General features: G+C 38.1%; 14 protein-coding genes. 11 read left to right on the forward strand and 3 right to left on the reverse strand.

Features of this window, described 5'->3' with window-relative positions:
- Positions 1-166: 166 nt before the first annotated feature.
- On the reverse strand, positions 167-1,975 hold the full coding sequence (locus B5G52_RS12355) for a glycoside hydrolase 43 family protein (protein ID WP_087532955.1): 1,809 nt from the start codon (positions 1,973-1,975) through the stop codon (positions 167-169).
- A 636-nt stretch (positions 1,976-2,611) separates the two neighbouring features.
- Here B5G52_RS12355 and B5G52_RS12360 point away from each other — a divergent pair.
- From B5G52_RS12360 to B5G52_RS12380, 5 genes are all read left to right on the forward strand, one after another.
- Entirely contained in the window at positions 2,612-4,018 is a 1,407-nt protein-coding gene (locus tag B5G52_RS12360; protein ID WP_087532956.1) for a sulfatase-like hydrolase/transferase, read from the forward strand.
- 299 nt (positions 4,019-4,317) lie between these two features.
- Positions 4,318-5,571 carry a glycoside hydrolase family 105 protein gene (locus B5G52_RS12365; RefSeq protein ID WP_087532957.1) on the forward strand — a complete coding sequence of 418 codons (1,254 nt, stop codon included), beginning with the start codon at positions 4,318-4,320 and terminating at the stop codon, positions 5,569-5,571.
- 145 nt (positions 5,572-5,716) lie between these two features.
- Positions 5,717-8,536, forward strand: a complete 2,820-nt coding sequence (locus tag B5G52_RS12370; protein WP_087532958.1) for an alpha-L-rhamnosidase — start codon at positions 5,717-5,719, stop codon at positions 8,534-8,536.
- A gap of 185 nt (positions 8,537-8,721) precedes the next feature.
- Entirely contained in the window at positions 8,722-9,591 is an 870-nt protein-coding gene (locus tag B5G52_RS12375; RefSeq protein WP_087532959.1) for a hypothetical protein, read from the forward strand.
- A 48-nt stretch (positions 9,592-9,639) separates the two neighbouring features.
- The gene (locus B5G52_RS12380; protein ID WP_087532960.1) at positions 9,640-12,552 is read left to right on the forward strand and encodes an alpha-L-rhamnosidase; all 2,913 of its coding nucleotides are present in this window, start codon (positions 9,640-9,642) and stop codon (positions 12,550-12,552) included.
- Between the two features lie 130 nt (positions 12,553-12,682).
- On the opposite strand, the gene B5G52_RS12385 is transcribed toward B5G52_RS12380, so the two are convergent.
- Together B5G52_RS12385 and B5G52_RS12390 are read right to left on the reverse strand one after the other, a co-directional pair.
- Complete coding sequence (locus tag B5G52_RS12385; protein ID WP_087532961.1) at positions 12,683-13,342, reverse strand: hypothetical protein; 660 nt, start codon at positions 13,340-13,342, stop codon at positions 12,683-12,685.
- Positions 13,343-13,486: 144 nt separating this feature from the next.
- The gene (locus B5G52_RS12390) at positions 13,487-14,248 is read right to left on the reverse strand and encodes a hypothetical protein (RefSeq protein ID WP_087532962.1); all 762 of its coding nucleotides are present in this window, start codon (positions 14,246-14,248) and stop codon (positions 13,487-13,489) included.
- Between the two features lie 410 nt (positions 14,249-14,658).
- On the opposite strand from B5G52_RS12390, the gene B5G52_RS12395 reads away from it, so the two are divergent.
- The 6 genes from B5G52_RS12395 (at position 14,659) to B5G52_RS12420 (ending at position 24,151) form a co-directional block, all read left to right on the forward strand.
- Positions 14,659-15,876 carry a glycoside hydrolase family 88 protein gene (locus tag B5G52_RS12395; RefSeq protein WP_087532963.1) on the forward strand — a complete coding sequence of 406 codons (1,218 nt, stop codon included), beginning with the start codon at positions 14,659-14,661 and terminating at the stop codon, positions 15,874-15,876.
- Positions 15,877-15,928: 52 nt separating this feature from the next.
- A complete protein-coding gene (locus B5G52_RS12400) occupies positions 15,929-18,493 on the forward strand; it encodes a heparinase II/III family protein (RefSeq protein WP_087532964.1) in 2,565 nt (854 codons plus the stop codon).
- 277 nt (positions 18,494-18,770) lie between these two features.
- Positions 18,771-20,327 carry a BNR-4 repeat-containing protein gene (locus B5G52_RS12405; RefSeq protein WP_254911198.1) on the forward strand — a complete coding sequence of 519 codons (1,557 nt, stop codon included), beginning with the start codon at positions 18,771-18,773 and terminating at the stop codon, positions 20,325-20,327.
- 104 nt (positions 20,328-20,431) lie between these two features.
- Positions 20,432-21,895: a sulfatase gene (locus tag B5G52_RS12410; protein ID WP_087532966.1), complete on the forward strand. Its 1,464-nt coding sequence runs from the start codon at positions 20,432-20,434 to the stop codon at positions 21,893-21,895.
- Positions 21,896-21,995: 100 nt separating this feature from the next.
- Entirely contained in the window at positions 21,996-23,486 is a 1,491-nt protein-coding gene (locus tag B5G52_RS12415) for a sulfatase (protein WP_087532967.1), read from the forward strand.
- A gap of 248 nt (positions 23,487-23,734) precedes the next feature.
- Positions 23,735-24,151: a VOC family protein gene (locus B5G52_RS12420; RefSeq protein ID WP_087532968.1), complete on the forward strand. Its 417-nt coding sequence runs from the start codon at positions 23,735-23,737 to the stop codon at positions 24,149-24,151.
- The last annotated feature ends 27 nt before the right edge of the window (positions 24,152-24,178 follow it).

The following is a 24,178-nucleotide window of genomic DNA, read 5'->3' on the forward strand; positions in this document are numbered from 1 at the left end:
AAAGTTGATTTTTAGTCACGATTAAAAAATTAGGAAAGGGAAAAATTAGATTTATGACACGGTAGTAATAGTGCATTCCACAATGTGGAAAATACATTTTTGGGTAGGAAAGAGATTAAAAGTTGAAGTAGCTCCCTCTGAAAAACAAAGGGAGCAATGAAATTTATTAATTTTTAAATATTTGTGAAGATGCCGCTTTAGGGCCATCGTAATCATATTTAAACCAATCAACATCTATGTAACCAGCATCCTCTTTTTCATTCCATGAGAAGAAACCTAAACGGTCACCAGTCCATTTACCAAAAGCTATAGTGAATGTTGGTCCAAATGCTTTAAAGCTCTTTCCATCAAAGCTGTATTCATAAGTAGCCTGATTTCGAGCGTTAGATGTTCGAACAAATAATGTATCGCTGGTTAATTCTGGCCCTATGGTTTTTTCACTCATGCCATTCATGTAAAACAAGTGCTTCTTGCCATGCTCATCCATTTCAACACCTAGAAGATTAAAAACCCCACCATATCGAACAAAGCCAGCTAATTGATTTGGTTTCATACCTGATATATCAAATTTAGCAACAGCTGTGCCTGTTGTGATCCCCATCATTCTTTGGCTAACAGTATTGCTTGCTCTCCAAAAATCACCATCAGAGCCATCATTATTGGTCCATTCATTGATTTTTGGGCCATGCCCTTGCTTATTTGGTAATACCTTACTCGCTTTGAGGCGCAACCAACCTGGACGCTCTGTTAAAGACCAATGACTATCCCTTGGATTATGGTTCCATTCCCATTGTGGGCCTAATTTTGCTGATGAAAAATCATCGTCACTTTTTGGCGCTGTGATCGGGTAACCATTGATAGGCTTTTTATAACGTTTAACAGGCTCGCCGATACCGTCATTATCTTCATCAACACCAATAATAGGCCACCCATCTACCCATGTAACAGGTTCAAGTGCTTGTGGTCTGCCTTGAAAAGGAATATCGTCATTTTGAATAAGTTGATGCATATACCACCACGATTTATCAGGGGCTTGCATCAAGCCACCTTGACTCGCACTGCGATGATTAAACTCAGTTCCTTTCTCTAAAACGGTTTTTACCTCATAAGGACCATAAATACTTTCTTTAGAGCGAAGAACAAGTTGTTTTCTATCGTTTTTAGGGTTTTTAACCCCTGGCTTAGTCGATTTATCACCCATGGTCCATTGAGCCATAAAAATGTACCAAGTTCCGTCAATTTTATAAATTTTGGCTGCTTCAGCTCCCATACCTGTATAAACTAGCTTCCCTTCATCAAGAATTTTTGTTCCGTCCCAGCTCATTTCATAAATACGGTTTTCATTGCCTTCAATTTCATTATCTTCAGATTTTTGTTTTGCACCTGTATTGATGATCACATAGGCTTTTCCTGTTTCTTTATCCCAAAAAACAGCTGGGTCATCTAACACATCAGCTTTAGGTAGCATCATAATTGGTTCACTCCAGGGACCCGCGATGTCGTCTGCAGTTGTGACCATTAATCCATGTTGATAATCAATTTGGTATACGTACCACTTTCCTTCATGATACGCGATATCGCCAGCCCAAGTACCAAATGAATAACCGTTCATACGGTCCCAATTGTACTCTGGAGCCCAAGATAGTTTGGGGAATGCATGACCCACGTTGGTCCAGTTCACCATATCTTTAGATTCTAAAATAGGCATACCCGGTGACATATGCTGTTTAGAAGTGATCATGTAATACGTATCACCAACTTGCTCTATATCAGAGTCAGGGTAATCAGCATTTAAGATAGGGTTAATATAGGTGCCATCACCTTGATCACCAAAGCTACCGACTTGTGCTGGCTGAAGTACTTTTTCAGGCGCCTTGGTTTGTTGATTGGATACTTGAGAATTACAACCACTTAAGATTGTTGCGAGAGTGAGAGCTAGTGTACTCAGTTTTATTTTCCGTGGCGTTAGTTTCATATTTTTACTTATTGTGTGTTGATGATTAATTTTGAGTTAATTAGATTAGTTTTGATGAAAACCTAAGTCAACCTCTCTTTTATAGTGACTCAGTTTATGAAATGTCATAGTTAGACTTAATTTGAACTTAGAATAGAGCTCTTTAGTTTGGTTTTTTTACTAATAATACGAAATGGATAATATAGATCTGTGTGATTTGAATAATTAAGCTGTATAGATATAAGAGGAATTAATATGAAATAGTTCACTGGTTGGTTCCTATTTATATCATGAGTTACATTTACCTATTGTTATATAATGACTTATTTAACTTTTTCATAAGATGAGGAGAGCATTTAGTTAATATTACTTGTCATTATTGTGTTTTTTGTGTGAAAATCGTCAATATCGCTCAATACTAATCTTTTGTGATTGTTTTATAGTTACAAGAGTGATGCATATGCTATTTGGTTTATTTATCTTAGCACCGTAGAGTGATTGGGTAGCTAATGCTAGTTTGAGGATTATTAAAAAGCTTCGAATAAAAATGCTCAATAAGTGCAGGGGGTTAACGCACATATTTAAATGTGAAAAGAAGAGTAGGGAAATCACTTCTTTATCTACATTCTTATTTTGCAAACGCAGGTAGAGGAAAAAATGATAAAAAACACACACAAATTAGCTGGGGTTCTTGGTTTTCTACTCTTAAGTTTAACGAAACCAGTTATTGCATCAGAAAAGCCTAATGTCATATTTATTTTGACTGATGATCTTGGTTTTAATCAGGTCGGTGCTTATGGCAACACGCCAATCAAAACACCTAATTTAGATAATATAGCGAATAAAGGTATTCGATTTAATCAGGCTTATGCCGGTAATACGGTATGTTCACCTTCTCGAGTTTCACTTTTTACAGGTCGAGATGGCCGCTATATGACTAATAACTCGAATACGGTGCAATTAGTCGAAAGTGACATTACGGTTGCGCATGTTTTAAAGCATGCAGGTTATGACACAGCCCTATTCGGTAAATACTCTATTGGCTCTCAAATGGGCGTAACCGATCCGCTGGCGATGGGGTTTGATACTTGGTACGGTATGTATTCAATTTTAGAAGGTCATAGACAGTACCCGCAAATTTTGTGGCGTGATGGAAAAAAAGTACGCATTACAGAAAATGAGGGTGGCAAAAAAGGAGCATATGCTCAGGAGTTGTTTGCTGATGAAGCGATTGACTATATTGAGCAAGATCGTGAAAACCCGTTTTTTGTTATGTTAACTTTCTCTTCTCCGCATGCTGAACTAGCGGTACCTGAGAAATACAGCAAACAATATTCTTTCAAAGAAAAACCATATACGGGCATGTCTACAGGTGAACCGAGCGACAAATATGCCGCTTACTATCCTGAGCCGGTAGAAAAGCCAAATGCTGTTTTAGCTGGTATGGTCAGCGCGTTAGACGATTACATTGGACAGATAACTAAAGCACTAGAAAAAAAAGGAATTCTAGATAATACACTGATTGTATTTACATCTGACAATGGGCCGCATGATGAAGGTGGTGCTGATCCTAAGGCACTTAAAGCTGCGGCACCGTATAAAGGGCAAAAACGCGACCTGTATGATGGCGGTATACATGTACCTATGTTAGTTCAATGGCCGGATAAAATTAAAAAACCTCGTGTAGATGAAACACCATGGTTGTTTGCAGATGTTTTACCTACTTTAGCTGATATTACTGGCGTTGATCTTAATCTGGTTCCTCGCGTTAAAACTAATGGTGTATCAATAAAAGGGTTATTACAAGATTCGCCAGAGTCACAACCTGAAAGAGTTTTATATTGGGAGTTTGCTAAACAAGTGGGTGATCCAAACTCAGGTGTTATTGGTGATACTTTCCAAGCAGCACGTAAAGGAGACTTTAAAGCTGTGCGTTATGGTGTTGACTCAGATGTTGAGCTTTACAACATTATTAAAGATCCGAGTGAATCAAAAAACCTAGCATCAAATTATAAATCGATGACAAAAGAGTTCTTCGAGCTTTTTGAAAAATATAAAGATTAATTAACAATCTTATATTAAATACTATTGTGGCGCACAATACATAGTGCGTCACAACTACCTTAAACTACCAGCAAGCAGCCGCTCAACTCGCTTCAATCTTTTTCGCTCATAATGTTGCATTTTAAATCACATTGATTTATTGTTGCTGCAAATAAGTTAAATTTTTATAAATAATTACCCTAAGCGTTAATAAGGGTTAGTGCAGTGATAACCACTGGTGATTTATCACTCAACAACACTTCAATACGTAAGGCTGACAGCTTTCGTGATGAACACACAATAATAATTAGGATTTTAATATGAATAAAAAGTTTAAGTTAGCACTGATACCACTTGCTGTCAGTCTACTGTTAACTGGATGTGGGGAGTCAAATAAGGCTGCTCAGGCTGGAGATTCTGCTGTAAAAGCTAAAACAGAAGCGGTTTCAACGGTACAACCTTCAGCAACTCTAGAAGCTGGCTCTATTGTTGTATCTGCAAGAGACGTCGCAGATCGTGCGGCAAACTGGCAATTAGAGCAACTTGGCAATTTATCTTATATACCTGAATCTCACCGCGCTAAGTCAGAGAACCCTAAATTTTGGATTCAAGCATCATTTTATATAGGTTTAACTCGTTGGGCTGAAACAACAAGTAATAAAGACTACTTACGATACATTGAAGAAATGGCGAAAGAGCAAAACTATGAATTGCTTCTGGATCGCCCTTATCACGCAGATGACCATACAATTGGCCAAACATACTTATGGTTAACCGAGCAAACAGGTAATAAAGACGCTTATAAGCCGACTCAAGAATTATTCGACAAGATCTTAGCTAACCCACCTAAAGTTGGTTTAGAAATGCTTGATGAAACCAGTACTACTCAAAATGGCTCTCATTTCGAAGGTAATTGTCAAGACCGTTGGTGCTGGGCTGATGCCTTATATATGGCACCAAGAACGTGGTTAAAATTAAGTAATGTAACTGGTGATCCAAAATACTTTGAATATGCAGATAAGGAATTTTGGGCAAGTGCTGATTATTTGTTTTCTGACAAATATGGCTTATTTTTCCGGGATAGTCGTTACTTTGACATGAAAAGTGAAAACGGTAAGCCTGTATTTTGGGGACGCGGTAATGGTTGGGTTTTTGCTGCTATTCCACTCATTATAGATGATTTACCTGCAGGCCACCCCTCAAGAGACCGCTATATTGAATTATATAAAAAGAATGCAGCAGGTTTAATGAAACTACAACGTGAGAACGGATATTGGCCTGCATCGCTGATGGATCCTGATATTGTAAAAACTCCAGAAGTTAGTGCAACAGGATTTATTACCTTTGGCCTAGCGTGGGGTGTAAACAATGGAATTTTGACTGATGCAAGATCAAAAGAAATTGTAGAAAAAGGCTGGCATGCCATTGAAGACGCTGTAGAACCAAATGGTCGTGTTAACTGGGTGCAGCATGTTGGTAAGTCCCCAGATCCTGTTAAAAAGACCGATTCACAATTATATGGTGTTGGTGCTGTGCTTTTAGCGGCATCTGAAATGGTTAAATGGGAAGACTAAACTCTTCTTTAAAAAGTAATTCCCTTCACTTTACCTCTTCAGAGGATTAAGTTTTTATTCCTATTAATAAAATTTTATTAATAGGAATTTTTTTATCCGTAGGCTTTACGTACTGTGAAGAAGACCCTATCGGGAGTACGAAGTAATGAAAAAAATTTTCTCTCTCTTTTTAATAATACTATTATCGGCATGTAATGCGCCGCAAGATAAAGAGCGTTCATTAGCTCAACCTGATAACTTATTAGTGGAAAGTAAAGCGAGCCCTTTAAATGTCCATAACACTAATCCAAGGTTGTCATGGCATTCAAATATTAGAAACCAATCTCATTATCAAGTTCAGGTAAGCCTAGACAGCCAGTTCAGTTCAAAAGCATTGCTATGGGATAGCGGTAAGGTTCAATCGAAACAATCACTTAATATTGCGTATCAAGGCGCTAAGTTAAATACTAATGATGAGGTTTATTGGCGTGTAAGAGTATGGCAGCCAGATACAGAGCATGCAAGTCAATGGAGTAAGGCTAGTAAGTGGGAAATGGGGCTGCTTGAGCAAAGTGATTGGCAAGCCAAGTGGTTGCAAGTAAAAAAACAAATAACCACACCATTAACGGAAAATGTTAAACAGTGGGGACTTTATGCAACAGGCACACACAAAGAAGGGTTACAAAAATTACCAAAACAAAAAGCTGAAACACAAAAGCTAGTTGTAGAGCAAGTAAACGCACAAGCTACAGCAAGTTTATTTCGTCATACATTTGCAACCCAGCAAGATAAAAGCGTAGTTAAAGCTAAGCTTCATAGTACTGCTGCGGGATATTACGAAGTTTATCTTAATGGTTTGAGGGTTTCAGATCGCATTATGGACCCAGGTCAAACAGATTTCGATAAACGTATTTTATACAACACTGATGAAGTTTCGAATTTCCTTTTATTTGGTAAGAATACAATCGCAGTTCACCTAGGGAGTGGCTGGTATGATGAAAATATTGCTTTTAGTCGCTGGAAAAACCCTGACGGGTCAAAGGATAAGCCATCAAAAACCCTCTCTTATGGTCAGCCTAAATTTATAGCTCAATTAGAGCTTACCTATGATGATGGTTCTACACAGTTAGTAGCATCTAATGAAAATTGGCTAAGCCACCCTTCAGCCGTTGTGAAAGAGGGCGTTTTTTCTGGCGAATTGTATGATGCTAATAAAGTGGTTAACGATTGGAATGTAAATACTGAAAACCTATCAGGCTGGGTACCAGTTAAAGCACTCGCACAGTGGCCTACAGAAAAGCTCGAACCGCAACTTTTACCAGCTATTCGCCCAGTAAAAAGCATGGCTGTACGAAAAATATTTCAACCTAAACCAAACGTTTGGGTGTTAGATTTTGGGCAAAACTTTACTGGCGTGCCGACATTTGATCTTGATAAATTAGGATTACGAGAAGGGCAGGCTATTTATTTTAGATATGCTGAGTGGGCCGATATTGAGGGCAATATTAGCCAAAAAACAGGGGGGAGCGCGCCATTATTAAAGCAAGTGGATGGATATATTGCATCGGGTGAAGATGCATCAACGTGGACTCCTGAATTCACTTGGCATGGCTTTCGCTATTTAGAAATTACAGGGCTTGAAAAAGCGCCCACTATTGACGCAATCACCGCTCATTTAGTAAGAAGCGATGTAAAAATAGCAGGTACTTTTGAAAGCTCAAATGAATTGATCAATCGTATTCATGATTTAGCGTTATGGACCTACGAAAGCAATTTAATGGCAGTACCAATGGATTGTCCTATTCGCGAGCGTGCTGGTTGGACGGGGGATGCACATGCAGCTCTTATTACTGGAAATTACAATTACAACATGGGTAATTTTTGGCAGAAATATTTGGGCGATTTTAAAACGGCCACTTTTCAAGCTCCTGCTGTTGTGCCGGGTAAGAGAACTCACGGTGGTAATTTTGATTGGGCTGTAGCTGAAATCATGATTGCTTGGGAACATTACCGCCACCACGGTGATTTACAAGTTCTAAAAGCGCAGTTTAATAGTTTAGTTGAATATATGGAGTTAGCTGAAACTAAATTAGATAATGGTTTACTTCGTATTGGATATGGAGATTGGTGCGACCCAGTTCTTAAGCCCGGAATGGGCAGAAAGCGTTGTAACCCCCAACATACGTCACCAACTATTACTAGTTCAGCGTTACTCGCTCATGGTTCAGATTTGATGAGTAAAATTGCAGAATTACTTAATGAGCCTCAAAAAGAACAATACTACTCCAACCTATTCCAATCGATAAGCAAGCAGTTTAATAAAGAGTTTTATAACACTGAAACAGGACATTATGGCAGTCAAACAGCGGATGCAATGGCGATTCGTTTTGGTATTGCGCCAGCTCTGCTACGCCGATCAATTGCAGACGCCCTTAATAAAGATGTTGTTGAAAAGTGGAATGGGCATGGTTCCGTTGGTGCTCTAGGGCAAACTTATTTGTATTTAGCTCTGAGCGATTATGGTTATGGCGATACTGCATTTAATATTTTCACAGCGAAAGGCTACCCCGGTTACTCATATCAATTCGATAAGCTGAATGCTACTACCTTGTGGGAGCGAAAAGGCGTTATAGATCCTGATCTTGACCCCGAGCGAAGAAATGCACCAGGGCGTTCATTGAACCACCCATTTCACAGTGGCTACGATGGTTGGTTTTACGAAGGACTAGGTGGGATTCGGCCTTTAGATAATGAACCAGGCTATCAAACCTTTGAATTACGCCCTGTCTTCCCAAAAGAGCTTGAATGGGTTGATGTTACTTACGAGTCTGGTTACGGCAAGATAAAAAGTAAATGGGCTCAAAAAGAAAATGTTATTAAGTGGAGCTTTGAAATTCCTAATAACAGCAGTGCTTACGTAACACTTCCTAATAAGCCAAAGGCGCTTTTTGAGGCGGGTGAATACACTTTTGAATTTAGCCGTTAGTTATTACTAACACACCAAGTCGACGTTGATACCAGTGTGCTGTGGATGGATTCTCAAATCGCATTGATATCGCTATCTGGGTATCTAAATTTGTTAGCTCCCATACACTGCAATGTATTTATTAATTATCAACAGTACAAAGCCTAAAGACTAATTTAACACACAAACTATAAAGGTAATAAACAATGATTATCCGTACAGTATTAATTTCAATGACAGCAGTATTAACGCTCTGTGCTTGTAATGCGCAAAATCAAAATGTGCAATTAGAGAGTAAAGCTTCTGCGTTGTACACACAATTGGGTGATGATCCAAATTGGCAAATGGTTAAAGACAGTGACGCGTTAAGACCACATCACACTAATACTAATAAGGGGTTTAAAGGCTCTAAAATTGATGTAAATAACGCTCTTGTTGAAGTTGGTCCTTATGCGAATAACTCAATCATCCAAGACAATTTAGCGATTCATACTGTTGGCCATGCGTCAATTCGTCGTAATGAGTTCGAACGTTGGACTCGTTGGTACCAAGAAGACGGTAATACACAAGTTTTCCGCTTATTTAAAGATGAAGAAAATCTTCGAAATCAACGTGAAAATGCAGCACGCATAGAAAGCTTTAGCGTGACCGATAAGTGGGCGCCACAAGACGGCGTATGGCGAGAGTGGGAAGGGCGTTTCACTATTATAAAGTCAGCTGGATGTGCACTACCGCACATGTGCTCAATATTTCAAGCTAAAGGAAATAATGTCGACCACTGGTCTGTGATGATCCGCTTAGATGAACACGGAAATATTTGGTATGTACCGCGAAAAGAGCAGCCTGAGATAGGAAATAACAAGTACATAGTAGCTAAAAATATGAATGGTAAAGGCTTTGATGTGCGAGTAAGGGATAACGGTATAGATTACGAAGTTTATATTGATGGCAATAAAGTTGGTAATGGCCAATGGCCACGTACAGAAGAAATAGGTTTCCGCTGGGGGATATATGTTGGTCGTAGCGAAGTAACAGATGACATTATGCTTTTTGCTACCGGTGTAACAATGCGATAAGCACTTATAAAGTAATGCTTATATAACGTATCTTAGAGGAATATCACCATGAGAAAATTGATAAGATCATTAAGTAGTTTTGTTAATAGGGCAATTAAAGTTCATGTAAGTCTATTTTCTGTTTTTATATTTTTAGCAGGTTGTGCAGAACATAATCAGCACTCTACTGAATCAGAATCTAGCAAAGTTGTAGCGCAAGTAGCTGCTCCGATACAGTTAAAAGTGGGGGAAGGGTTTGTCAATCCACTTGGTTATTATGAACAACGGCCACGTTTTAGTTGGAAAATACCCCAGTACGGCAAAGCTCAGTTTCAATCTGCTTATCAAATTCAGGTTGCGACTTCAGCTAAATTTCTTGATACCCAAGTTATTTGGGATAGCGAAAAGGTTGTCTCAGACAATAGCGCTTGGATAAGCTATCAAGGTAAAAACTTATTGTCTCGTCAAAAGGTTTATTGGCGAGTAAAAATGTGGGATGAAAATGATCAAGCTTCTAAATGGAGTGAGGTTAACCACCTTGAAATAGGTCTATTGAATAATGATGACTGGCAAGCAAAATGGATAGGCCATCCAGATGCTAATGAGTTTGATGAAGATAGTGTGTTTAATCGAACCGTCAAAGGTGGGCGTTTCCCCGCACCTAATAATAAATACTACCGACCACACTACTTACGCAAGGGTTTTAGTTTAGATAAAGACATCTATCAAGCACGGTTATACATCACATCAAAAGGTGTATTTAAACCTTTTATAAATGGTAAAGCCATTAGTAATGATGTGATGACTCCCGGTTGGACTCCTTATCACAAACGTATCGAAACACTCACTTATGATGTGACATCACATTTAAAAATAGGTGAAAATACATTAGCTGCAATTGTTGCTGAAGGTTGGCACAGCGGAAGAATATTCCACCCAACAGAGCAGCAGTATATGTTACCTATGCGCCTATTGGCGCAATTAGAAGTCACATTTACAGATGGCACTCAACAAATCGTTGCATCAAATAAAGATTGGCAATCGACTGACCAAGGCCCAATTCGCGAAGCGAGTAATTATGATGGGGAAATTTATGATGCTAATTTTGAACTAACTAATTGGCACAGCGCTGACTTTGATAAAAATCAAGATGCAGATAAATGGCAAAAGGTTATTACGGAACCACTTGAACAGCATGTGTTATTGAAGCCTAAGCGTCATTCTACGGTTCGTGAAACGTTAACTATTCCAGCAGTAAAAATTGTTAGCCAGAAAAATGGCATAACAATTTTTGATATGGGGCAAAATATGGTGGGAGTGCCAGAAATCAATATTCCTGTCATTAAAAATCAGCAAGTCAAATTACGTTTTGCAGAAGCTATTGATAAAGGTGAGTTTGCCGTAACTAACTTACGCTCAGCGAAAGCGACCGATCTTTATACTCCGAGTAAAACAGGCGTGATCCGTTATCAGCCAACCTTTACTTTTCATGGTTATCAGTTTGTTGAGTTATCTGGATACGATCAAACCAAACCACCTTCCCTTGATTGGATTAAAGGTAAAGTATTGCATTCTAATTTTGACGTTTACGATAATTTCACCAGTACTAACGCTAATCTAAATCAGCTGTCAGATAATGTATCGTGGGGATTACGTGGTAACTTTTTAGATATACCAACCGATTGCCCACAGCGTGATGAACGTTTAGGTTGGACAGGTGATGCGCAAGTATTTGCTCAGACATCGATGTATAAAGCCGACGTTTATGGATTTTGGGCCGCATGGCTTGAAAGTGTTCGTGAAGAACAAAGTATTGATGGTATGGTTCCAAACTTTGTTCCTTTTCGTAATTTTTTGACCAGTTTAACAGGTTCTGCATGGGGCGATGCTGCAACGATTGTACCTTGGGAGCTTTATCAATTTACTGGCGACAAAACTATTCTTGCAGAAAACTACATCATGATGAAACGTTGGTTGGGTTATCATACATTTAACAGTTATCAGCATATTTCTACCATGAGTAGCCATGGAGACTGGCTACAACCTTTCACCAGTGATGGTAATAATGGTGGCGACACTCACAGAGATTTAATTGCAACGGCTTATTACGCCTATTCAGCAGATATTGTTGCTAAAACGGCTCGCATTCTAGGTTACCACACTGATGCTGATCAATATGACGTTTTGTTCAATAATATTAAACGCAAGTTTCGAGATTACTTCTTTGATGAAAACTTGTTACTTCGCACCAATATTATCAAACCGCCGATCTACAATAATGGCAGTGAAAGACAAGGCCCAACAAAAAAAATATCACCTAAAACAACACAAACCAGTTATTTGCTGCCCCTCGCTTTTGATCTGTTTGCTGTTGAAGAACAAAATCAAGCGGTTGAACAGTTGGTTACTTTAATTGACAAGAGCGACCGCCACTTACGCACTGGATTCTTAGGTACGCCACTATTAGCGCCAGTATTACAAAAATTTGGTCATAGCGATCTCATGTATGAGATTTTATTTAAAGAAAGCTATCCCTCATGGTTTTATTCGATAAAAAACGGCGCTACTACCACCTGGGAGCGTTGGGATTCTTATTCGCTAGAAACTGGTTTTAATGGTGAGAAAATGAATTCGCTTAATCACTATGCTTACGGCGCTATTGCTAGTTGGTTTTATCGTGGAATGCTAGGTATTGAACAAACTCAGCCTGGCTTTAAACATTTTAAAGTTGAGCCGCAGTTTACTACTAAACTGTCAGAGGTTAGCGGTAGTCACCCAACCCCTCAAGGTGAAATTGCAGTTAGTTGGTCGATAAAAAATCAGCAACTTAGTATGTATTTAACTGTGCCAAAAAATACTGAGGCGTCATTGGTACTTCCAGACATAAAAAACATCAGTATTATTCGTAATGATTCCATGAATGTACAAAGTACTGACTTATTACCACCTGGTAACTATGAAATTAAAGGTAATTTTATTTAATGAGTACAACCTAGCGCCATCATAGATGGCGCTAGGTATTGCTTAGGAGTCACACCTGAATTCGTAATTTCTCACGGATTGTCAATAAATCAAGCTACATCCATCGTTCTTATAAGGTATGCGTTGATTTTTAAATATGAGCCCAATAATCTTCAATAGATTCCCTCGTGGGTTCTACTTTATTCATTATTTCAGAGTATTTATTTGTGACGTTAATGCTAAAGTTAAATTCTTCTTCGAAGTACTCATACCATAAAAATTCGTGTTTTTTATTTGTATTATCTTTTACCTTGATTAATTTATTTTTTCTCGCTTTGGTTAACATCTCCATCATTGTACGCCAATTTCCTGTGCCAATAGTTTCTTCTTCTCTTGTAGCTAGAGAGTTATCAGACATAGTGGTATTTGAAAGTACAAAGCTTTCGCCTAAAACGGATATTATTTCGTTAAGGGGAGCAAGCTCAGAATAAGTGGCAGGGCAGGCTCCTGAAGCTATCGAATTAAGCAGGTCATAGGATTCCTCATCAATAACTCCGTATTCTAAAGCTTGCTTATGGTTAAATAATCCTACGTTTTTAAAAAATACCATAATTTTGTAATGAAGTTCGTAATTCACATCAAAGCTACCAAGGCAATGATCTGAGCTGATTAAAGCTAATGAAGTACCAATTGAAATTTCAGAATAATTTTGTGCGTCTATTAAATATTTTGATAATAATTCTCGGTTTTCATCTTCACTGCGTTTTTGATGTTTGGGTTGCATTTTCATTTGATCAGAAAATCTGTTCATGAAATTGATTACTTTCTCTTCTGATATATGGGCAGTTCGAGTTATATTAGCTCCTGAATCACTACAGTTTAAAATACCGTATAATAAGAATGAGGCTACTGTGCATAACAAAATAAATATCTCCAATGCTTGTTATAGTTACATCTATGATGAAAGTTGTTTGATTAAACCGTAAGAAAATAAAGCTGTTATAAGGCTAGTCGTAACACTTAATGCCACATGCCTCCAATTAAATGGGGCTTGTTTCACGGGGAGTGTCCTGTTAGCTGTAAATCCGCAATAGAGAGCAACGATTACTGCAAATAAAGGTAGAACACCTGATATTGCGGCTAAACAAATACCTTTTTTTAGTTTACCGTAACCACAAACGTAACTAGCGCCAAAAAGTAAGGCCCACCAGTTGAATTCTATGGACTTTTTTGGGTAACTAAGCTTAAAAGGTTTTACCTTTAATTTTGCTGGTGATAAATTTTCCATCATCTTTCCAGTTATGCTTTCAGAACTGGGAATTTTGATTGAATCTAAAGCTTGACCAAGACTTTTACTAGTTTCAGGAAAGCTTCTTATCTTCATAGAATTAATAGTTTTATTTTGTTCTTCTAATTTACTTTCAATTATTTCTTGCCCTTTCTTTAATTCAAGCATGATTTTATACAATTGCTCAATTGTTACACTATTCGGCGAAGTGTTTGGTGTTGTTAGTGTTGTGATGATCCCTTTTTGTCTGAGAATATGTTGATAGTCTTTTGCTCGCTGATATGAGGCCCTAAAAACCGGAAGTTTTTCAAAAAAAGCATTTATCTGCTGAGAGTTAGCTTTGAAAATTTTCTCGATTATTTCTTTTCCCTCATCAAGAGTAATATCATTAATTAAACTCTCAAAAACTAAAGCTTGTTTAACAGTCAAGCTACTTACTCCTTTATAAAATACTGACAACCTGAAGCAGGCGGGGGAGCATTATAAATATAACACTGTGATTATCAATGATATTTTTTTGGTAAAACAGTTGCTTTTTAATAGATGCTTTTAAAATTTTTTGATCCCTGTTACTACTTTAAGCCTGAGAAAACAAATTAAGCCCTATAGTTTAATAAGCTTCCTTTCATAATATTTAGCCCTTCAATTAAGTAGAAAAGAATAAATGTGTAAGTAAAATGTAGCAAAATAATTTATTATTTGACATTATCAATCAAAGTGGGTCAATATCAGTCATTGTGAATGTTTTGTTCAGTCGATATGCAACAGGTGAACAGGCGTCAATGTAAGGCGCGTCTGCTACATCATTATGTAGTGGCTGATTTTTAAAAGAGGGTTTAATGAGAAAAATAACAACTAAAAGTGCTTTGGCTGCTGCTGTTTTATTTGCATTACCGGTATGTGATGCGGTTGAAACGAATAGTAAGCAAGGTACTCTTTTAAATGAAAATGTTCAGTTTTGTCGTGCCACACTTGATAAAGCCCAATTGCAATTGGACGATTTCAGACAAGCGTACACAAACCCAAATAAAATCCCTACCTCTTTTAGTGACGGTAAAGTCAATTTCATTACTCCAATGGGATGGACAAGTGGCTTTGTCGCAGGCAGCTTTTGGTATATGTATGAGCACAATCAAGATCAAAGCTGGCTAAACACCGCCGTAGAGTGGACGAGTGCATTAGAAGATATGCGTTTTAATCGTAAAACTCATGATGTGGGTTTTATTATGAATAACAGCTTTGGTAATGGGGTAAGACTAACGGGTAATAAAAGTTATACTCCTATTTTAGTTAGTACAGCTCAAACATTGATGGAGCGTTACAACCCCAAAATTGGTGCTACATTCTCATGGAGTTGGGGTGTTTGGGAGTTTCCGGTCATTATCGATAACATGATGAATTTAGAATTGTTATTTAATGCGTCAATTGCGACAGGGGACAAAACCTATTATAACGCTGCTGTAAGTCATGCCACAGTGACGATGAAACATCATTTTAGGGATGATTTCAGCTCATACCACCTAGTTAATTACAGCCGAGATACAGGGCTACCAGTTTCAAAACAAACCTTTCAAGGCATTACTGATGACTCATCTTGGTCTCGAGGCCAAGCATGGGGTGCTTATGGCTATACAATGGTTTATCGCTACACAAAAGATGAAAAATTTTTAAACCATGCACGAAATATTGTTAACTATATCCTTACACATAAGAATATGCCTGAAGATCTAGTTCCGTATTTTGATTATAACGCACCAGATGATCCTGAAATTCATAACTATCGCGATTCGTCAGCTGCATCTCTTCTTGCAAGTGGACTACTTGAGTTGGCCACCTATGTTGAAAAAGAAGAAGCTACACGTTATCGCAAAGCCGCGATGACAATGTTACGAAGCTTAAGCTCACCAGAGTACTTAGCTGAAAAAGGTGAAAATGGTTACTTCTTACTTAAACAAGCTACGGGTAATTACCCCGCCGGTAAAGAGCTAAATGCCGCGTTAAATTATGGCGATTATTATTTTTTAGAAGCGCTTAATCGCTGTAAAAATATAATCTAATTTTAAATACCCTTGCAACAATAAACACACAATAATTTAGGAATTACCGACAATGTTTGTAATCAACAGCAAAATAAAACGGGAAATACCAGTGCGTACTTTTTGGGGCTCTAACGCAGTCGCAACTTGTTTTATCCTTTTTATAACACTCATCGTATTTAGAGCGTCGGCTACAGAAGTAGAACGCCCTTCAATTTGGGTTAAAAAATCTGAACGTCCAGAAATTTTAAATAAAATTAAAACAGAACCTTGGGCTAAGTCATTATTTGAAGAGCTTAAACATCGTGTCGAGCCAATCGCTGCACTTAACAAAGAGCAACGTCTAAAACCACTTGAAGAATTACCACTAATTTGGAATAAAGATCAGTCGCAAGCACCTACGTTACCACTTTTTAGAGTTAAAAATGGTGGCACTAAAGAGCAGTTACAGCTGGTTATTAAAGCGCTGCAAGACGGTGTTGATTGTGGTGTGATGTATTATATAACTCAGGAAGATAAATACGCCGCCTGTGGTGCTGACATACTTAATACATATACCAACGCATTAATGCTAATGAAAGTTCATAAAGAAGGCGCAATGAACTCAAGTTGGATGTTCCCGGGTGATCACCTTTATGAAGCACGTGTTATTGGTGCTCAATTACCGATTATTTATGATTTTGTTTATCCGTATCTGAAGTCAGGGGGGAAGGTTTACGATCTGCAATCAGATAACCTAGTAACGTTTGATTTCATGCAAGCACAACAGGTTTTTGAAACTTATGTGTGGTTGGCACTTAACAAAGGGTTATTAGACTCGAATTGGCCTGTACTAGAATCATCAAGCTTAGTGCATAATATCCTAGCGTTAGATGATCCAAATAAAATTGCTAAAAACCTGCCGTATTACACACATGTGGATACAAAGCATCAAGCTTCGTTAAATACGGTTGCAAGAAAGTTTGAAAATGAAGGTGATATCTGGCCGGAGTCTTTTCAGTATTCAAAACATGTTGCAGCGTTTTCGGTGTATTTAATGACTTTACTTGACCGCTATGACCCTACACTAAAATTGGGACAAAAATATACCAATATTCCTGCGGCATTTACATCATATTATGATCTTCAATATCCTAATAATGAATACCCCTATATTGGTGATGGTCACCGTACTTATAAACCAGAGTATTCTGCTTTAGAAATGTCATTGTTGTTAGCAAAATTAAATAACAACGAAAAACAGATAAATGACTTTAGTAATTACCTCGCTTCAAGCATAAATGCTGGCGTATATGATCGTGGGCATCTGCATAAGCGTTCTTATGGCGCGAGCCCGTATTACACGCCATTACAGTTATTATGGTTTACCAAAGAAATACAAAGCAGCCAAGAAGTAGACGTAGCACCACCACGCCCCAGAACAAAGCGTTTAGAATATGCGGGAATGAATATTCAACGAAATATCAGTAAGCAAAATCCTGTAAAAGATAGCCTAATGGCGTTTGTTGCTGGTGGTTCGTATATTCATGGTCATGCCTCAGGTATGGATATGGAGTTATATGGTCAAGGTCACGTACTTGGCGTTGATGGTGGTAAAGGCACTTACAGAACACCAATTCATGAAAATTATTATCGTTTATTTGCCGCACATAACTCAGTGATAAGTAATGGTGCATCTGCCTCTAGCGGTGATTGGATCAACTTAGGTATTAACCGCGTGCAGTCTATCGCTATGGAGCCTGCTGCCGGTGAAGAAGGGGTGTCAGATAAGTACTCATTTAATATGTCATCGTTTTATGATGAATTTAATAAAATAGCACCGGCTGATCACCAACGTACTTTAGCTTTAATAAAGCTTTCAGATACCAAAGGGTATTACCTTGACATATTTAGAGCTAAAAGTAGTTATAACGATGAGTTTCATGATTATGTGTATCACAACATTGGCGACAAAGTTGATATAACGTCAGACTCTAAAAAAGTAAATCTACAATCAGACGCTGAACGTTATCAAGCTGCTGCTAAAACCCCTTGGGTTAAGCATAAAGACTATCAACATCCAGGGTGGCATTACTTTGAAGATGTTAAAACAGCTAAAACGTCTTCACAGCAGTATGAGGCAACATTTACAGCGTCTAAACTAGGGGATAAATCAATTGTAATGCGCGCATTGATCCCAGCAGGGCTAGATGTAGAGCTTACTACTGTTAATGCTCCGCAAGCTTACGGCGCGTCGGCATCTTATAATAAAAAACCATTGCCAACGTTTGTAATGCGCCACCAAGGCCAAACGTGGAGTAACCCATTTGTGGTTGCGTATGAATCGATTACCGAAGGTGAGGATTATGCGTTAACGTCTGTTGAACGACTTTACTCAAAAGGTGTATTTAAAGGCATGAAAGTAAGCGCAACAATAAATAACAAGTCGTTGACGCAGTACATCATTGTTCAGGAAAATATCAACGATAAATATGAAGACAATAGTTTAGGGATTCATTTCCAAGGCAAATTTGCTGTTATAACTACGGATGAGCAAAACAAACTTGTCGATATGTACATCGGGCACGGTAAGAGCTTGCAGTATAAAGAACATACGCTTAATACATCGTACGAAAAGTCAGGTTATTTGGAACTGTAACAGCCAGATACTTCTTATTTAAAAATCAAACAGTGTGGTTTGTTCATATCGTTAAGAATAAGCCACCACTAAATGAATCGCTATCGAGTACTTTATTTATTACGCTCTGCGATTCAGCTTCGATACAAACACACCGAGACACACTATGCAATTATTAGCACCTCATAAAGCTTTTAAGCTGAGTAAAAAAACCATCATTTTAAATTTAATGCTGACAGCCGGTCTTCTTACGTCTGCTTGCTCATCCAATTCGGTAGCGACTACCGAGAAATCGTTTATGAGTGAAAGATCTGAATTAATAAAAAAATACTCAGTAACTGATAACGTGTTTTCAACATTAGAAAATCAAGTTGACCCGAATGATCCGCAAAGTAGTGAATATTGGCGCTGGAGAATTGATCAGTACTTATATGGGGCTTACCCTGAGTATCAAGCTATTTATGATAACTATACCGAAGGTAAAACATTCCATCAGATATACGAATTACCTCAAGAAGATCTTGGGCCAAAAAAAGTACTACCGTCATCACTACCAAAGCTCCCCGACGGGTACTTTACCGATAACTTACAAGGAAACCCGCATACAGGATGGCGTGATGTAATTGGTGATAAAGTATTTATTACCTATCAAGGACATTTAACAGACCCATATATTGCCAGCTATGATCTGAAAACGCATCGATGGGATGGACCTTATAAAGCGGCAGAAAGTACACTCTCCAAGGGCGATAGAAAAATTGATAGCCACGGTCGGCCAATTATTGAACAGGATAGCAAGGGGCACTTTCATATTATTTATGGGGGACATGGCGGTGAAAGAGAGGACGGGTTAAATCCGTTGTCAATTGATACGCCGCATGCTGGCGGTAGGATGCTGCATGTAATGTCAGAAAAACCAAATGATATCAGTAAGTTTGTATACGTGAATGACATCACACCGTTCGCTTCATATACCGCGAGTGAAAAAATGGCTAATGGTGATATTTATCTATTTACTCGAGCGGGCACGCATAAATCGCCATGGGTATATTACAAAATGAAAAATGGTGAGCAAACTTTTGAGCCTCCCGTCGTTATCACTATACCAACCCCGCAGGTAGAAAACCCTATTAATGTAGACACCTTTTATATTAATCCCATGAAAGTGTCGGATACGGAAATAGTGATCAGTTCTTTATGGCATGAATGCAACTTCTTAGAGGTGCATGACAAGTCAACGTATAGTCGTATTAACGCTTATTATATGAAGCTGGATACTACAACTGACACATTTTATAACGCCGAAAACGAAAAGTTAACATTACCAATTACGTTAGAAGTCGCAAATCAAAAAACACTTGCCTTTGATTCTACGCAAAGAGAAGAGACTCCCTTTACTACAGCCCCTCTTATTCTGGCTGACAAAGTTCCAGCTGTTGCTTATCAAGCGCGAACTAAAGACTACAGAGAATGGCGAATGACAGTCTTTAAAGATGGTCAATGGGAGCATAGTAAACCCATGCCTGGCACTGCTAACAGAACCTTAGTTGACAGTGAAAACAACACGATATCAAACATAGGAAAGCTAGAAATATTAACTAAAGAACCTAATAGCTATACAGCGGCTGTCACTTATAAAGACCGGCAAGGTAAAGCAGTTTTTGCTATTGCAAAAAGTGCTGATGCTCAACGTTGGCGCATTGACCAAACTTACTTAAATCTAGCTAAATCAAGAATCGAAATGGAAATTGTAAAAGCCAGCAATGGTCAAGGAGTGGCTGTTTTACTCAACGTTAAAAAAGGCAGTGCACAGCGTCTGTATCTATGGCGTGATGGTCAGTTTCGTCCACGCTAATTAATACATACTCTTTATTTGCAGAGGACGTATGAGTTGTATTCATTCCCTTTGCTTGTATAAGACGACAGTGTTGCAGATTAAAATATTAAAGGATAATTACTATGAAAATTATTTTTAAAAATAGCAAGCTAGTTTACAGCTTTATACTGCTTATGAGCTCGTTGTGTATTAGTTCTAAAGGCGCAGCAACTGAGGAAGTCAGAACAACCAAAAATACAGAAAAACAAAATATTGTGATGATAGTGATTGACGACCTTAGACCGGTGCTTGGCGCATATGGAGATGAAAAAGCGTATACCCCCAATATTGATGCTTTGGCGAAAGAGGGGGTTACGTTTGACTATGCATATAGCAATGTACCAGTGTGTGGAGCATCTCGAGCAAGTATGTTGACTGGCTTAAGACCAACAAAAAACCGTTTCATCGACTATAAAGCGATGGCAGAGAAAGATGCGCCTAATTCAAAATCACTGCCGCAAGTTTTAAGAGAGTCTGGCTACCATACAATTGGTTTGGGTAAGATTTTTCATAATGCTAAAGATTTAGCAACAGTGAGCTGGAGTGAAAAAATACAGGTATCTGGTATGCCTCATGCAACAATGTTAAACCCAGATTCGAAAAACTATATCAAAGAAAATGCTCACGTTGAATGGCTAAAAAATGGTCCTTGGTATGAAACCGCTGATGTGCCTGATGAAGCATACCCAGATGGAAAAGTTAAGCAAAAAGCATTACAAGCTCTAACGCGGTTATCAGCAGAACAACAACCGTTTTTTATGAGTGTGGGTTTTATCAGACCACATTTACCTTTTTATGCACCGAAAAAGTATTACGATTTGCACCCAAAAGAAAAATTCACTCCCTTTTTCTTTCGTGAGCGTCCTCATTTAGCGCCTAGTTCTTTACGTGGCTCAGGTGAGATTCACACCTATCACTTTAAAGATTATGAGTATAATAGTGATGCATTCCACCTTTCTTCAATTCAAGGCTATTATGCTTCAGTCAGTTACATTGATGCATTAGTGGGTGACATTGTTGATAAAATAGATGATCTTGGTTTACGCGATAACACAACAATCATGTTGCTCAGTGATCATGGTTTTCAGCTTGGCGAGCATAATTTTTGGACTAAGCACACTTTGCTGGACACGTCATTACGTATACCTATGATTGTTTCTTCGCCACATGCAGTGAAAAATCAAAAAACTAATGCATTAGTTGAGCTCATTGATATTTTCCCTACTATCACAGAAATAGCTAATATCAATCCATCAATAAAAATTGATGGGGAAAGCTTTGTTGATGTCCTAAAACAGCCAGATCGTGTACATAAAAAACAAGTATATAGCCGCTTTAAAACAGGGGACTCTATCATCACAGATAATTATATTTTCTCGTCTTATATCACAGAAGATAACAAGGTTGAGGAAATGCTATACGATCACTCAGAAGATCCTCACGAAATAAATAACGTCGTTAATGACCCGCGTTATCAAAAACAAGCTGCCGCGTTAAGAGAGCAGTTAACAGCTTGTATAACGCTACGTAATTGCAAAACTAACTAATGGCTTGATGCTACCGTTGTCTAGTGAATCTCCTAGGCAACGGTAATATAAGAGTTAAATCAAATTTTATTTCTATACCATAAAATAACTAGAGTTGAACATGAAACAATCATCAACAGTAATAAGTTTGGTTAGTTTATTAGTATTAATGCTAATAAATACAACTAAAGTACATGCGAACACTACAGTTGCTCAAAGCACTAATATCGAGAACAACAGTAAGCCAAATATCATTTTTTACTTGGCTGATGACCAAGACATTACAGATTACGGTGTATATGGTAACGAGAAAGTTCATACACCAGCCATTGATAAGTTGGCACAAGAGGGGATGCTGTTTAATCGAGCATTTACAGCACAAGCCATATGCGCGCCAAGTAGAACGCAACTTTTTACTGGTAAATACCCTTTAAAGAATGGTGCATTTGCAAACCATACTCCAACTAAGCCAGATATTTCCTCTGTTACTAAGCAAATGAGAGAGTTAGGTTACCAAGTTGTATTAGCGGGTAAAAGCCACGTAAAGCCAGCCAGTGTGTATGATTGGGATCAGGAGTGGGAACCAGTACCAAAAGAAGGTGTTCCGCGAGACTATATTCCACTTGAAAATATTGAACGCTACTTTAAATCTGCTACAAAACCATTTGTTATGTTTATTACCTCTAAGTATCCGCATGGCAAGTACTTTGATGTAAAGAACCCAGAAGTAAAAGATATTAAGTTTCACCCATTTGATAGTCACCTTAAATCAGATAAAGCCTATATTAAGAAAAGAGCAGGCTATTATCGCAGTATTGCTGAGGATAATACGCAAATCGAACACGTCTTAAAAATGGTTGATAAATACTTAACAGACAACACCTTATTTATATACAGCGCAGATCATGGGGTATCTGGTAAATTTACAGTTAAAGACATCGGTTTAAATATACCATTTGTAGCACGATGGCCGCGGGTTATTAAACCTGGGTCTACTTCAGGGCAATTGATCCACTATACAGATGTATTGCCTACCTTTATGGATATTGCTGGTGGCAAGCAAGACTCAAGTATGGATGGGAAAAGCTTCTTACCTATTCTTGAAGGTAATGATGCTCCAATTCATCAGTATGTATACGGCATACGAACTAATCAAAATATTATCAACGCGCATATTTTTCCATCTCGTATGATCCGTGATAAACGCTATAAGTACATTCGTAATTTTAACGCACTTGAAGTTTTGGATAAAAACTTAACCGATAACCCTAATATTAATGTGTTTATTCTCCAAGGTGCTATGAAGCATAAAGATGAATCTTTTGAAGAGTTATATGATTTAGACAACGATCCATTTGAGCAAATAAACTTAATTAATGACCCTCAATTACAAAACGTAAAACAACGGCTAAAAACACAATTATTCAGCTGGATGGCAGAGCAGGGTGATATCTTGGATGAGCGACTTGGAAACCTGCCTATCATAAGTGCACCATTATTTAAGTTAGATCAAAATAGACCGCCACTGAGAACCAGTGTGAGTAAAGAGCATCAAAATATATTAAAGCCAGAGGATTACTATGTAATCGAGCATTGGGAAAATAAAAAATAAAAACAACCGAAGGGGCAAGTTGATATAGTGCTTTTATATCCTCTTTGTTGCTTGGCCCAGATTATTGGTTACTAGCAAGGCTCCTTTTGATACGGTATAAGCTAGGGTATATGGGCACCAAGCGGTAAAGTTGCGCAGTAACAACCAGCTGTTTGTGTTTCTCAACATTTAGATAAACAATTCTTAACCCTCGAATAGGGTTGCTGGAAACCTGAAAAACTTAAAATTAGAATATAAGGTGAATTAAAGTGAGTAACTGCTTTCATTATGCTTTTAAAGTTAAAGATATTGCTAGTACAAAAGACTTCTACATAAAAGTATTAGGGTGTCCAGAGGGAAGGTCGACTGATAGCTGGGTTGATTTTGATTTGTATGGAAATCAATTATCTGCACATGTGGGTGTTGTAGATAAAGAGCTCGACTATTGTGGAAAAGTTGACGGAGTATCGGTGCCAATTCCACATTTTGGTTGCATACTTACTTCAGCTCAATTTGATGAGCTGGCAGAAAGGCTGGAGAAAGCAAAGGTGAAGTTCATTATAAAACCTCAAATTAGATATGAGGGCAAAAGCGGTCAGCAAAAAACAATGTTTGTGCTCGATTATAGTGGAAACCCTTTAGAGTTTAAGTCATTTGAGAGTGATGACGAGCTATTTAAGTCTTGAGCCTAATATCTGAGTGGTATTTTCGGA

The sequence above is a fragment of the Pseudoalteromonas sp. A601 genome, from assembly GCF_002165575.1.
Lineage (GTDB): Bacteria > Pseudomonadota > Gammaproteobacteria > Enterobacterales > Alteromonadaceae > Pseudoalteromonas.